Annotated in this window: 13 protein-coding genes, 3 tRNA genes and 1 pseudogene; 3 read left to right on the forward strand and 14 right to left on the reverse strand. The window is 69.4% G+C overall.

From position 1 onward, the window contains the following. From rplJ to GT042_RS17340, 6 genes are all read right to left on the reverse strand, one after another. Window positions 1–521 (reverse strand): 50S ribosomal protein L10 (gene rplJ / locus GT042_RS17315; protein WP_161309615.1); only part of this gene is annotated, 521 nt, incomplete at its 3' end. 372 nt (window positions 522–893) lie between these two features. Further along, window positions 894–1616 (reverse strand): 50S ribosomal protein L1, encoded by a 723-nt coding sequence (rplA, locus tag GT042_RS17320; RefSeq protein ID WP_161309616.1) that lies wholly within the window; start codon window positions 1614–1616, stop codon window positions 894–896. Window positions 1617–1696: 80 nt separating this feature from the next. Continuing rightward, window positions 1697–2131 carry a 50S ribosomal protein L11 gene (gene rplK, locus GT042_RS17325; RefSeq protein ID WP_161309617.1) on the reverse strand — a complete coding sequence of 145 codons (435 nt, stop codon included), beginning with the start codon at window positions 2129–2131 and terminating at the stop codon, window positions 1697–1699. A 190-nt stretch (window positions 2132–2321) separates the two neighbouring features. After that, window positions 2322–3233, reverse strand: coding sequence for a transcription termination/antitermination protein NusG (nusG, locus tag GT042_RS17330; RefSeq protein WP_161309618.1), 912 nt, complete (start codon window positions 3231–3233; stop codon window positions 2322–2324). A gap of 71 nt (window positions 3234–3304) precedes the next feature. Then, the gene (gene secE, locus GT042_RS17335) at window positions 3305–3592 is read right to left on the reverse strand and encodes a preprotein translocase subunit SecE (RefSeq protein WP_161309619.1); all 288 of its coding nucleotides are present in this window, start codon (window positions 3590–3592) and stop codon (window positions 3305–3307) included. A gap of 117 nt (window positions 3593–3709) precedes the next feature. Then, a tRNA-Trp gene (locus tag GT042_RS17340) sits at window positions 3710–3782 on the reverse strand. 239 nt (window positions 3783–4021) lie between these two features. On the opposite strand from GT042_RS17340, the gene GT042_RS17345 reads away from it, so the two are divergent. Beyond that, on the forward strand, window positions 4022–5257 hold the full coding sequence (locus GT042_RS17345) for a pyridoxal phosphate-dependent aminotransferase (RefSeq protein WP_161309620.1): 1236 nt from the start codon (window positions 4022–4024) through the stop codon (window positions 5255–5257). A gap of 189 nt (window positions 5258–5446) precedes the next feature. Continuing rightward, window positions 5447–6493 carry an adenosine deaminase gene (locus tag GT042_RS17350; protein ID WP_161309621.1) on the forward strand — a complete coding sequence of 349 codons (1047 nt, stop codon included), beginning with the start codon at window positions 5447–5449 and terminating at the stop codon, window positions 6491–6493. Window positions 6494–6526: 33 nt separating this feature from the next. On the opposite strand, the gene GT042_RS17355 is transcribed toward GT042_RS17350, so the two are convergent. From GT042_RS17355 to GT042_RS17390, 8 genes are all read right to left on the reverse strand, one after another. Beyond that, window positions 6527–7582, reverse strand: a complete 1056-nt coding sequence (locus GT042_RS17355; RefSeq protein WP_161309622.1) for a UDP-N-acetylmuramate dehydrogenase — start codon at window positions 7580–7582, stop codon at window positions 6527–6529. A 142-nt stretch (window positions 7583–7724) separates the two neighbouring features. Further along, on the reverse strand, window positions 7725–9173 hold the full coding sequence (locus tag GT042_RS17360; protein ID WP_161309623.1) for an MFS transporter: 1449 nt from the start codon (window positions 9171–9173) through the stop codon (window positions 7725–7727). Window positions 9174–9305: 132 nt separating this feature from the next. Continuing rightward, the gene (locus GT042_RS17365; protein ID WP_202533010.1) at window positions 9306–9869 is read right to left on the reverse strand and encodes a TetR/AcrR family transcriptional regulator; all 564 of its coding nucleotides are present in this window, start codon (window positions 9867–9869) and stop codon (window positions 9306–9308) included. Window positions 9870–9986: 117 nt separating this feature from the next. Next, complete coding sequence (locus tag GT042_RS17370; RefSeq protein WP_161309625.1) at window positions 9987–10415, reverse strand: MaoC family dehydratase; 429 nt, start codon at window positions 10413–10415, stop codon at window positions 9987–9989. A gap of 5 nt (window positions 10416–10420) precedes the next feature. Then, on the reverse strand, window positions 10421–10873 hold the full coding sequence (locus GT042_RS17375; protein ID WP_161309626.1) for a MaoC family dehydratase N-terminal domain-containing protein: 453 nt from the start codon (window positions 10871–10873) through the stop codon (window positions 10421–10423). 85 nt (window positions 10874–10958) lie between these two features. Beyond that, window positions 10959–11123 carry a 50S ribosomal protein L33 gene (gene rpmG, locus GT042_RS17380; protein WP_003956487.1) on the reverse strand — a complete coding sequence of 55 codons (165 nt, stop codon included), beginning with the start codon at window positions 11121–11123 and terminating at the stop codon, window positions 10959–10961. A gap of 96 nt (window positions 11124–11219) precedes the next feature. Continuing rightward, a tRNA-Met gene (locus tag GT042_RS17385) sits at window positions 11220–11292 on the reverse strand. A gap of 47 nt (window positions 11293–11339) precedes the next feature. Then, window positions 11340–11412 (reverse strand) — tRNA-Thr (locus GT042_RS17390). A 308-nt stretch (window positions 11413–11720) separates the two neighbouring features. Here GT042_RS17390 and GT042_RS17395 point away from each other — a divergent pair. Beyond that, window positions 11721–12455 (forward strand): annotated as a pseudogene (locus GT042_RS17395) (hydrolase); the annotation flags it as partial.

Here is a 12455-nt window from a genome sequence, read left to right on the forward strand (position 1 = left end):
CCGTCCTGCTCTTCCTTCTTGACGCGAAGCGCTTCCGCGGTGCGGACGAACTTCGAGGGAAGCGCCTGGAAGAGGGAGGCAGCCTGGGACTGCTTGCCCTTCATGGCACCTGCCAGCTTGGAGAGCAGAACCTCGCGGGACTCGAGGTCCGCAAGCTTCTTGAACTCGTCCGCGGACAGTGCCTTGCCGTCAAGGACACCGCCCTTGATGACGAGATTCGGGTTGTCCTTGGCGAAGTCACGAAGACCCTTCGCCGACTCCACCGGGTCACCGGTGACGAAGGCAACCGCCGTCGGACCCGCGAACAGGTCGTCCAGCGTGTTGATCCCGGCCTCGTTGGCCGCGATCTTGGTCAGCGTGTTCTTCACCACGGAGTACTGGGCGTTCCCACCGAGAGAACGGCGCAGCTCCTTGAGCTGCGCCACGGTGAGACCCCGGTACTCGGTCAGCACAGCGGCGTTCGAACTGCGGAACTTGTCCGTCAGCTCGGCCACCGCGGCAGCCTTGTCGGGCCTTGCCATGAGCATCGGCCTCCTTCCGGGTGATGAGGACCGCTCTCGGAAGGGGCTGAACGAACGAAACGCCCCGGCGCAGGCGCCAGGGCGTAGCTCAACCGAATGGAATCCGGGAGCTCTCCACAGTCACCTGCGCAGGTCGTCCGCAGCTAGCGGATCCTTCGGCCGCCGCACACTCTTACGAGCACACGACAACGACCAGCGGTCTTTGGCTTCCTCAGGAGAGTACGCGAGCGGGAGCACGGCAGGCAAATCCGCCCACGTGTACGGGCCACCCCCGCCGGAAAGAGCCGGTCCCCGCACCTCCGGGGAGGCGCGGGGACCGGCTCTTCGTACGTACGGCTGCGCGTCACGCGCGCGACCTGGCTTCCGTCGGTGTCAGACGGCGGCCGGGTCCTCCTCGACGAGGAGGTTGCGGGTGCGGTTGGCGTCCAGCGGGATGCCGGGGCCCATCGTCGTCGCGAGGGTCGCCTTCTTGATGTAGCGGCCCTTCGCGGCGGACGGCTTCAGACGGAGGATCTCGTCCAGCGCCGCGGCGTAGTTCTCGACCAGCTGCGTCTCGTCGAACGACGTCTTGCCGATGATGAAGTGCAGGTTCGAGTGCTTGTCGACGCGGAACTCGATCTTGCCGCCCTTGATGTCGTTCACGGCCTTCGTGACATCAGGGGTGACCGTTCCGGTCTTGGGGTTGGGCATCAGACCACGCGGGCCGAGGACGCGGCCGAGACGGCCGACCTTGCCCATGAGGTCCGGGGTGGCGACAACGGCGTCGAAGTCGAGACGGCCCTTGGCCACCTCGTCGATGAGCTCGTCGGAGCCGACGATGTCGGCTCCCGCGGCGCGCGCCTGCTCTGCACGGTCACCGGTCGCGAAGACCAGGACCCGGGCGGTCTTGCCGGTGCCGTGCGGGAGGTTCACGGTGCCACGGACCATCTGGTCGGCCTTGCGGGGGTCGACGCCCAGCCGCATGGCCACCTCGACGGTGCCGTCGAACTTGGTGGTGGTGGTGTCCTTGGCGAGACGGACGGCCTCGAGCGGGGCGTAGTTGCGCTCCCGGTCGATCTTCGCGTCCGCGCCGCGGAGTGCCTTGCTGCGCTTCACTTCTGCTCCTGTGTTTCTTCAGGTGTGGAGTTCGTGGTCCGGACCGCGCAGGGTCCTGCCACTGGGGCTGCCCGGCTGGGTCAGCGCTCGACCGTGATGCCCATGGAACGGGCGGTGCCGGCGATGATCTTCTCGGCGGCTTCGAGGTCGTTGGCGTTCAGGTCGGGCATCTTCGTGGTGGCGATGTCGCGCACCTGGTCGCGCGTCAGCTTCGCGACCTTCTTGACGTGCGGCTCGCCGGAGCCCTTGTCCACGCCCGCGGCCTTGAGGATCAGCTTGGCGGCCGGCGGAGTCTTGGTGATGAAGGTGAAGGAACGGTCGTCGTAGACCGTGATCTCCACCGGCACGACCATGCCACGCTGCGACTCGGTCGCGGCGTTGTAGGCCTTGCAGAACTCCATGATGTTGACGCCGTGCTGGCCCAGCGCGGGGCCGACCGGCGGAGCCGGGTTGGCCGCGCCGGCGTTGATCTGGAGCTTGATGAGCCCCGTGATCTTCTTCTTCTTGGGAGGCATTGCTCTCTCCGGGTCCTAGTGAGAGTTCTCGGCCATCCGTCCAGTCATCCGGACGGAGGCATACCGCACAACGATAACGGGTATAGCTGCGCGGCCAAAACCGACAGGTCAGACAGCTGTCGGAGCCTGTCTGACCTGTCGGAAGCGGCTGTGCCAGAAGCGAGCGGGTGTGCTCGGTGAGCGGGTGGGCTCAGTTCTTCTGGATCTGGTCGAAACTCAGCTCGACGGGGGTCTCGCGGCCGAAGATCTCGACCAGACCCTTGACCTTCTTCGAGTCGGCGTTGATCTCGTTGATCGTGGCCTGGAGGGTCGCGAAGGGGCCGTCCGTGACGGTGACGGAGTCGCCGACCTCGAAGTCCAGCACCTGGACCTCGACCTTGCGGGACGGCGCCGGCTTGCCCTCGGCCTCGGCCGCCTCGCGGGCCGCCTTCTCCTCGGCCTCCGGCGCGAGCATCTTCACGATCTCGTCCAGCGTCAGGGGGTACGGGTCGTAGGCGTTGCCCACGAAGCCGGTCACACCAGGAGTGTTCCGAACGACGCCCCAGGACTCGTTCGTCAGATCCATGCGCACGAGGACGTACCCGGGGAGCTTGTTCTGGCGAACGTTCTTCCGCTCGCCGTTCTTGATCTGGACGATCTCTTCCTCGGGGACCTCGGCCTGGTAGATGAACTCCTCGACGTTCAGCGAGACGGCGCGCTGTTCCAGGTTCGCCTTCACGCGCTTCTCGTAGCCCGCGTAGGTGTGGATCACGTACCACTCGCCGGGCAGGCCGCGCAGTTCCTCGCGGAGGGCCTCGACGGGGTCGACCACGGCGACGGCCTCGGTGGGCGCGTCCTCGTCGGTGTCGGCGTCCTCGTCGGTGTCGGCGTCCTCGTCGTCGGAGTCCTCGGAAGCTTCCAGGCCCTCGGTCTCCGCGTCCTCGTCGGTCGCGGCGTCCTCGTCCTCGACAGTCAGCGCGGCCTCTTCGGCCGGCTCGCCGGCCGCCTCGTCAGCGGCTTCGGCCTGGTCTGGCTCGACAGCGTCCGCCGCCTCGACGATGCCGGTCTCGTCCTCCACGGACTCCACCGACTCCCGGGCGTCGTTCAGGTTCGGGTCAGACACTGTGGCTGCTTCTTCCTGGCTCAATGGGTGAAACACGCGAAAGGGGCGCCGCGTCGGGCGCCCTCGCGGGATCAGCCGAAGACGTACTTGATTGCTTGGTTGAAGCCGTAGTCAATCACGGTCACCAGACCGATCATGATGACAACGAAGACAATCACCACTGTGGTGTACGTCGTCAGCTGGTTGCGAGTCGGCCAGACGACCTTGCGCAGCTCGGCGACGATCTGGCGGTAGAAGAGCGCGAGACGGCCCAGAGGGCCCTTCTTGCCGCGCTTACCGCCCTTACGGGGCTTCTTCGATTCTGCGGACTCTTCATCGTCGGCATCAGGCTTGTCGATGGAGCCCACGGCGTCCGTCACGCTCACTCACCTGATTCCGGGTCGTGGCCGTGCCGCGCCCGGAGGAGCCGCACGGCGATGCATAGATCGAAGTGTACTTACCTGAAACGCACACCATTGAAGACAGTGTGCGTGTAGCAGGGCCGGAGGGACTTGAACCCCCAACCGCTGGTTTTGGAGACCAGTGCTCTACCAATTGAGCTACGACCCTTTGCGCTTGCCCCAACCTACCGCATCCGGCCGGACGCGTTGAGTGTGCCGTCCGGACGTGGCTGATGAGGGCCAACGACCAGTGAGTGTACGTGGTCGGGGGCCCGACGTCGAACAGCTAAGCCCGGCTTCCTCCGGCCGCCCGCGGTGCCCGCCGCATGTCCGCTGCTCATCTCCTTATATGTCCACCCTACGAAACCTGTGTGCCCAGGAGGTTTCGTGTCTGGGACCATGGGAGGCATGAGCGCAGCTATCCCCCCGACGATGCCGACCGAGCGCCGGGTCTCCGCCCGCATCGGCGCGATCTCCGAGTCCGCGACCCTCGCCGTCGACGCCAAGGCCAAGGCCCTCAAGGCCGCCGGCCGCCCGGTGATCGGCTTCGGTGCCGGCGAGCCCGACTTCCCGACGCCCGACTACATCGTCGAGGCCGCGGTGGAGGCGTGCCGTAACCCCAAGTACCACCGCTACACGCCGGCCGGGGGGCTCCCCGAGCTCAAGGCCGCCATCGCGGCGAAGACGCTCCGCGACTCCGGTTACGAGGTGGACCCCGCCCAGATCCTGGTCACCAACGGCGGCAAGCAGGCGATCTACGAAGCGTTCGCGGCGATCCTGGACCCGGGCGACGAGGTCATCGTCCCGGCCCCGTACTGGACGACGTACCCCGAGTCGATCCGCCTCGCCGGCGGGGTGCCGGTGGACGTCGTCGCCGACGAGACGACCGGCTACCGCGTCACCGTCGAGCAGTTGGAGGCGGCCCGTACGGAGCGTACGAAGGTGGTGCTCTTCGTCTCGCCGTCCAACCCGACCGGTGCCGTCTACAGCCGCGAGGACACCGAGGCCGTCGGCCGCTGGGCCCTGGAGCACGGGCTGTGGGTGCTGACCGACGAGATCTACGAGCACCTCGTCTACGGAGACACCACGTTCACCTCGCTCCCGGCCGTCGTGCCGGAGCTGCGGGACAAGTGCCTCGTCGTCAACGGGGTCGCGAAGACGTACGCGATGACCGGCTGGCGGGTGGGGTGGCTCGTGGGCCCCAAGGACGTCGTGAAGGCGGCGACGAACCTCCAGTCGCACGCCACGTCCAACGTGTCGAACGTGGCGCAGGTCGCGGCGATCGCCGCCCTCACCGGCGACCTGGCGGCGGTCGCCGAGATGCGGGCCGCCTTCGACCGGCGGCGCCGGACGATCGTGCGGCTGCTCAACGAGATCGACGGGGTCGTCTGCCCGGAGCCCGAGGGCGCGTTCTACGTGTACCCGTCGGTGAAGGGCCTGCTGGGCAAGGAGATCCGCGGCGTCCGCCCGGCGTCCTCCGTCGAGCTGGCCGCGCTGATCCTCGACGAGGCCGAGGTCGCTGTCGTACCGGGTGAGGCGTTCGGTACGCCGGGCTACCTGCGGCTGTCGTACGCGCTCGGGGACCAGGACCTGGCGGAGGGCGTGGCCCGGATCCAGAAGCTGCTGGCGGAGGCCAGGGACTGAGCCCGGTGACTGCCGGGGACTGAGTTTTGCGTCACAGCCCGCGCGGTGCGCGCGCGTGGAGATCGGCCCCCGGCCCCGGCCGGGGGCCGTTTTTCGGTCCTTTTCCGGCTCCCTTCCCCGCCCGTTTGATTCGCGCAGACATTCGGGCAAGAACTCGTAGGGGGAAAAGGGCTGTCCGGGGGTGCCTACATGCAGCAGGATCTTCGAATGGAGAGCACCACCCGACCGCGCGACCTGACGCTGCTGCCCAAGGCCCATCTGCACCTGCACTTCACCGGGTCGATGCGGCCCACGACCCTGCTCGAACTCGCCGACAAGTACGGCGTCCACCTCCCCGACGCGCTGACCGGTGGTGAACCGCCGAAGCTGCGGGCCACCGACGAGCGCGGCTGGTTCCGCTTCCAGCGCCTGTACGACATCGCCCGCTCCTGCCTCCGTACGGCGGAGGACATCCAGCGGCTGGTGCGCGAGGCGGCCGAGGAGGACGTACGGGACGGCTCGGGCTGGCTGGAGATCCAGGTCGACCCCACCTCGTACGCCCCCCTGCTCGGTGGGCTGATCCCGGCCATGGAGATCATCCTGGACGCCGTGGACACCGCCTCCCGGGACACCGGTCTCGGCATGCGGGTGCTGGTGGCGGCGAACCGGATGAAACACCCCCTGGAGGCCAGGACGCTGGCGCGGCTCGCGGTGCGGTACGCGGACCGGGGTGTGGTCGGCTTCGGGCTGTCCAACGACGAGCGGCGCGGGCTGGCCAGGGACTTCGACCGCGCTTTCGCGATCGCCAGGGAGGGCGGGCTGCTGGCGGCGCCGCACGGCGGTGAGCTGACGGGCCCGGCGTCCGTACGGGACTGCCTGGACGACCTGCGGGCGGCCAGGATCGGGCACGGCGTGCGGGCGGCGGAGGACCCCAGGCTGCTGCGCAGGCTCGCGGACCGGGGGGTGACCTGCGAGGTGTGCCCGGCGTCGAACGTGGCGCTGGGCGTGTACGAGAAGCCGGAGGACGTACCGCTGCGGACCCTGTTCGACGCGGGGGTGCCGATGGCGCTGGGCGCGGACGACCCGCTGCTGTTCGGGTCGCGGCTGGCGGCGCAGTACGAACTGGCGCGTGAGCACAACGGTTTTGACGACACCGAACTGGCCGAGCTGGCCCGCCAGTCGGTCCGGGGGTCGGCGGCGGACGCGCCGACGCAGGACAAGCTGCTGGCAGGGATCGACAGTTGGCTGGCGAGCTAGGGCGTGTCCGCGGGCCGTGCTCCGGGGGCGTGACTACAGGCTGACGCCCACCGTCACCGGTTCGTTGACGAGTGTGATGCCGAAGGCGTCCCGTACCCCGGCCACCACCTCGCGTGCGAGGGCGAGCAGGTCCTCCGTGGTCGCCCCGCCGCGGTTGGTGAGGGCGAGGGTGTGCTTGCCGGAGATGCGGGCCGGGCCCGTGCCGTACCCCTTGGTGAATCCGGCCTTGTCGATCAGCCAGGCCGCCGACGTCTTCCTGAGGCCCTCCCCCGCCGGGAAGGCGGGCGGGGTCACGTCGTCACCGAGGCGCGCCCGGGCGCGGGTGAGGAAGTCCTCGTACGCCTGCTCGGTCAGGATCGGGTTGGTGAAGAAGGACCCCGCCGACCAGGTGTCGTGGTCCTCGGGGTCGAGCACCATGCCCTTGCCGGCCCGGAGCTTGAGGACGGTGTCGCGCGCGAGGGCCGCGGGGACGCGCTCGCCCGGCTCGACGCCGAGGGCGCGGGCCGTCTCGGCGTACTTGAGGGGGGCGGAGAGGCCGCCCGCGTCCTCCAGTACGAAGCGGACGCGCAGGACGACATAGCGCGCCGGGTCCTCCTTGAAGCGGCTGTGACGGTACGAGAAGGCGCACTCGTCCTTGGTGAGGGTGACGGTCTCGCGGGCGGCGCGGTCGTAGGCGACCACTTCCGTGAGGGTGGTGGAGACCTCCTGGCCGTACGCGCCGACGTTCTGGATCGGGGTGGCGCCGGCCGATCCGGGGATCCCGGCGAGGCACTCGATCCCGGCGAGGCCCGCTTCGACGGTACGGGCGACGGCGTCGGTCCAGACCTCGCCGGCGGCCAGTTCGAGGGTGGTGCCGTCGAGGTCGAAGCCGGTGGTCGCGACGCGCAGGGCGGTGCCGTCGAAGCCCTTGTCGCCGATGACCAGGTTGCTGCCGCCGCCGATGACCAGGAGGGGGGTGCCTTCCGCGTCCGCCGCCCGTACGGCGTCGACGACGTCGGCGTCGGTGGTGGCCGTGAGGAGGCGGCGGGCGGGGCCGCCGAGGCGGAAGGTGGTCAGGGGGGCGAGGGGCGCGTCGTGGAGTTCCTGCACGGGACAAGAGTACGGTCCGTCGGCGGCCGGGGACCGGCTGCCGACGGACCGTACGGCGGGGTGTGGTGCGGCGGAGGTGTGGTACGGCGGGGTGCGGTGCGGACCCGTCCGGCTGTCCGGCTGTCCGGCTGTCCGGACCTGGTCAGACCGTCGCCGGCTCGCGCTCGTCCTTCGTGGCCTGCGGGCCGGTGGCCCGCTGGGCGTGGCGGGACGGGATGAGGAACGCGCACAGGGCTCCCAGGGCCACCACGCCCGCGCCCATCCACAGGGCGGGGACCGTACCGTCGGCGAAGCTCTGCGGGCTCTCGTAACCCCCCTGCGCGGCGAAGACCGCGCCGAGTATCGCGATGCCGAGCGCTCCGCCCACCTCGCGCAGGGCGTTGTTGGCGCCGGAGGCGATGCCCTGTTCCGCCGGGCGGACGCTGGACATGACCAGGCTGGCGGCGGGGGCGAAGTACAGGCCCATGCCGATGCCGCTGAGGATGAGAGCGGGCAGCTGCGCCCCGTACGACACGTCGGGGGCGATGACCGTCGCGAACCAGCCCAGGCCGACGGCCTGGAGGGCGAGTCCGGCGACGACGACGGGACGGCCGCCGACGCGGTCGGAGAGGATCCCGGCGAGCGGCGCGACCAGCAGCGGCATCCCGGTCCACGGGAGCATGCGCAGGCCCGCCTCGGTGGGCGAGTAGCCGGCGACGCTCTGGAGGAACTGGCTGAGCAGGAAGATCGAGCCGAACATGCCGAGGAACATCAGGAGGCTCGCGGCGTTGATCCCGGAGAAGGCCCGGTCCTTGAACAGCCGCATCGGAAGCATCGCGTCCGGCCGCCGGATGCCGTGGAGGACGAAGGCGACCAGCAGCGCGAAGCCCGCGAACAGGCCGATGAGGACGGTGGGGCTGGTCCAGCCATCGGCGTTGGCGTTGACCAGGGCGTAGACGAGGCCGAAGAGTCCGCCGCTGATGAGGAGCGTGCCGGGGACGTCGAGGCGGGCGTGGGGGGCGGTGGACTCCTGGAGGCGCAGCCGGGCGAGCGGCAGCAGGACGAGGCCGATCGGGACGTTCAGCCAGAAGATCCACTGCCAGGAGAGGTGCTCGGTGAGAGTGCCGCCGATCAGGGGACCGCTGGCGACGGCGAGGCCGGTGAGGGCGCCGAAGATGCCGAGGGCCGCGCCGCGCCGTTCGGCCGGGACGGCGGCGGTCAGCAGGGTGAGCGTGAGCGGCATCATGATCGCCGCGCCGACGCCCTGGACGGCACGGGCGGCGATCAGCGCGTCGATGCCGGGGGCGAGGGCCGCGGCGGCGGAGGCGCCGGTGAAGATCGTGAGGCCTATGAGGAAGAGCTTTCTGCGGCCGAAGCGGTCACCGAGGGTCGCGCCGAACATCAGGAGGACGGCGAAGGTGAGCGTGTACGCGTTCACCGTCCACTCCAGGTCCTCCAGCGCGCCGCCGAGGTCCTCGCGGATGGAGGGGAGGGCGGTGGTGACGACGAGGTTGTCCAGGGCCGCCATGAAGCCGGCGACGCCGGTGATGATCAGGGCCCAGACGGCCCGGGGGCCGAGTGCCTGGGGCGGGTTGGTGGTTTGCTGGGTCATTTCTTCCCCCTGGTGATTAGGTGTTGGCCGATGGGCCGTGGATTGATTAGTAATTGATCACTAACTTTGACGGACAGGGGAAGGCCCCCTGATCCCGTACGGGACCCCTTTACGAGGTCCTTCGCGGACGGCTCACTCCCCGGGAAGGGCCGGAGGATCGTCCTTCACGCCCACCCAGAGCCGGTGCTCCGGCGGGAAGCCCAGCGAGACGAGCGTGTTGATGAGCATGCCGTGCGCCAGGAAGTCCTTCGTGCCGGCCTCGTCGCCGCCGAGCGCCCGGTGGATCGAGTCGTACAGCCTCGTCCAGCCGGCCCGGACCGGTTCACCGAAGGAGTGGTCGCCCGCGGCCTCGGCGGCGGCGACCGTCACGTACATCTGCATCTGCATGAGCAGCATCTCCGGGTCCTCGGCGATGAGTTCCACGTACGCGCCACCCATGGCGTGCAGGGCCTCCTCGCCGGTCAGCCCCTCGGACGCCTCACCGAAGAGCCGGATGCTGTCGGCCAGGCAGCGCTCGGCCGCCGCGAGGAAGATGGCCTGCTTGTTCGGGAAGAGCCGGAAGAGGTACGGCTGCGAGACGCCGACGCGGCGGGCGATCGCCTCGGTGGACGTGCCGTGGTAGCCGCTGCGGGAGAACTCGGTGACCGCGGCGCGGATCACGCTCTCCCGCCGCTCTTCTGCGCTCATCCTGACCATGCGACTAAGTTATTGATGGATAACTAACCTGTCAAGGCCGGGACCGCCAGGGGCCTTCGGACAGCGGTGAGGGGCGCCCGCGACCGCGGGCGCCCCTCACCACCACCTCGTGAAGACTCAGGCCAGGCGCACGACAGCGCGGGACATCCCCAGCACCTTCTGACCGGCGCTCATGGCCGTCAGGTCGACCCGGACCCGGTTGTCGTCCAGCTTGGCGCCGACCTTGGCGCTCACCTCGACCAGCGCGCCCTTGTCGTCGTTGGGCACCACCACGGGCTTCGTGAAACGCACGCCGTACTCGACGACGGCACCCGGATCGCCCACCCAGTCGGTGACCACGCGGACCGCCTCGGCCATGGTGAACATGCCGTGCGCGATGACGTCCGGCAGCCCGACCTCCTTGGCGAACTTCTCGTTCCAGTGGATCGGGTTGAAGTCCCCGGAGGCACCCGCGTACCGCACCAGCGTCGCCCGCGTGAGGGGGAAGCTCCCGGCCGGCAGCTCCGTACCTACCTCGACCTCGTCGTAACCGATCTTCGCGGCCATCCGCCTCACGCCCCTTCGGCGGCGCGCGCCACCAGCTTGGTCCACGCGGTCACGACGTGTTCGCCGGCCTCGTCGCGCACCTCGCCGCGGACGTCGATGATGTCGTTGCCCGCGAGGGACTTGATGGCCTCGATGGTCGACGTGACGGACAGCCGGTCACCCGCGCGGACGGGCCGGGAGTACGCGAACTTCTGGTCCCCGTGCACGACGCGGCTGTAGTCCAGCCCCAGCTGCGGATCGGCGATGACATCGCCGGCCGCCTTGAACGTGATGGCGAACACAAAGGTCGGCGGGGCGATCACGTCGGTGTGCCCGAACTCCTTGGCCGCCTCGGGATCGGTGTACGCCGGATTGGTGTCCCCCACCGCCTCGGCGAACTCACGGATCTTCTCGCGGCCGACCTCGTACGGCTCGGTGGGCGGATAGCTCCGCCCCACGAAGGACTGATCGAGCGCCATGGACTCGCTCCCTCCTGATGAATGTGACCACTACAAACGACACGAGGCCGCCCCCAGAGGGGACGGCCTCGCATACGAGCCTGTTTCAGCGCGTTTCGCGGTGCGCGGTGTGCGAGTTGCAGCGCGGGCAATGCTTCTTCATCTCAAGACGGTCCGGGTTGTTACGCCGGTTCTTCTTGGTGATGTAGTTCCGCTCCTTGCACTCCACGCAGGCCAGCGTGATCTTCGGGCGGACGTCGGTGGCAGCCACGTGAGTGCTCCTTGGACGGACGGTTTACGGATGAAAAGATGAACGCAGAAAAGAGTAGCCGATCGAAGGACCGACCCCACAATCGGCTACTTTGTGTAGCGGTGACCGGACTTGAACCGGTGACACAGCGATTATGAGCCGCTTGCTCTACCGTCTGAGCTACACCGCTTCGATGTCGGATCCCCTCGCCCGAGGGCGAGGATCACCGAACACCTGAGCCCCAATACGGAATCGAACCGTAGACCTTCTCCTTACCATGGAGACGCTCTACCGACTGAGCTATTGGGGCGAGCGATGAAGACATTACACGGTCCCTCGCCGATCGCCCAAATCCGTTTCGCGGCCCCTCCGGGGGCCCTGGTCCCCTGTGCCCCGTAGGCCACTGGTGGCCTCGCCGGTACGACTATTGCGCTCCTCCGCGAAGCGTGGCCGGGGCGCACCTAGGCTCGGTCCACTCTGCGTGATCCTGACCTCGGCGGAGACATCAATCACAGATCCGGACCCCCTCCGGCTCCTTTTTCGTCCCCCTTCCGGCCCCCTCCTCGTCTCCTTCCCCGCCCCCTCTCCGCCGCCCGTGGTGATCCCTCCAGGAGCGCGATGCCCGACAGCCACCCGCAGCCGCAGCCCCCGTCGCAGCCGTCCGACCGGGCCGGGGGCGGGCTCCTCCTTTCCGGCGCGCGGCTCCCCGACGGCCGGATCGTCGACGTCCGGCTGGGCGGCGGCCTGATCGAGGCCGTGGGTACGGCGGGCAGCCTCACCGCGCACGGCGCGCGCCTGGACCTGACGGGCCACCTGCTGCTGCCCGCCCCGGCCGAGCCGCACGCGCACAGCGACACGGCGCTGACGGCGGACGCCGTCGACGCCGTGGACTCATCCGCCGGTTCCGCCACCGTCGGCTCCCCCGCCGCCTCCTCCTCGTACGCGCCCTCGTACTCCCCCGAGGACGTGCAGCGACGCGCCACCGAGGCCGCCCTCCTCCAGCTCGGGCACGGCGCGACGGCCCTCCGTTCCCATGTACGGATCGGGGACGCGCAGGGTCTGGGCCGGCTGGAGGCGCTGCTCCAGGCGAGGCGTTCGCTGCGCGGGCTGGTCGAGGTGACCGCCGTCGCCGTACCCCGGCTGCTCACGGGTGTGGCGGGCGCCGACGGGCTGGCGATGCTGCGGGACGCGGTGAAGATGGGCGCCGGGGTGGTGGGCGGCTGCCCCGACCTCGATCCGGACCCGGCGGGGTACGTGGAGGCGGTGCTGGAGGTCGCCGCCGAGCACGGCTGCCCGGTGGACCTGCACACGGACGGTGCCGATCCGGCGCGGCTGGCCCGGCTCGCGGCGATG

The organism is Streptomyces sp. SID3212 (assembly GCF_009865405.1).
GTDB lineage: Bacteria > Actinomycetota > Actinomycetes > Streptomycetales > Streptomycetaceae > Streptomyces.

What these genes read in the sequence shown, in the direction of transcription:
- GT042_RS17350 (WP_161309621.1), top strand. Translation starts at nt 5,447, where the DNA reads ATGCAGCAGGATCTTCGAATGGAGAGCACCACCCGACCGCGCGACCTG.
- rplK (WP_161309617.1), bottom strand. Translation starts at nt 2,131, where the DNA reads ATGCCTCCCAAGAAGAAGAAGATCACGGGGCTCATCAAGCTCCAGATC.
- GT042_RS17360 (WP_161309623.1), bottom strand. Translation starts at nt 9,173, where the DNA reads ATGACCCAGCAAACCACCAACCCGCCCCAGGCACTCGGCCCCCGGGCC.
- GT042_RS17345 (WP_161309620.1), top strand. Translation starts at nt 4,022, where the DNA reads ATGAGCGCAGCTATCCCCCCGACGATGCCGACCGAGCGCCGGGTCTCC.
- GT042_RS17375 (WP_161309626.1), bottom strand. Translation starts at nt 10,873, where the DNA reads ATGGCGCTCGATCAGTCCTTCGTGGGGCGGAGCTATCCGCCCACCGAG.
- GT042_RS17370 (WP_161309625.1), bottom strand. Translation starts at nt 10,415, where the DNA reads ATGGCCGCGAAGATCGGTTACGACGAGGTCGAGGTAGGTACGGAGCTG.
- GT042_RS17365 (WP_202533010.1), bottom strand. Translation starts at nt 9,869, where the DNA reads ATGGTCAGGATGAGCGCAGAAGAGCGGCGGGAGAGCGTGATCCGCGCC.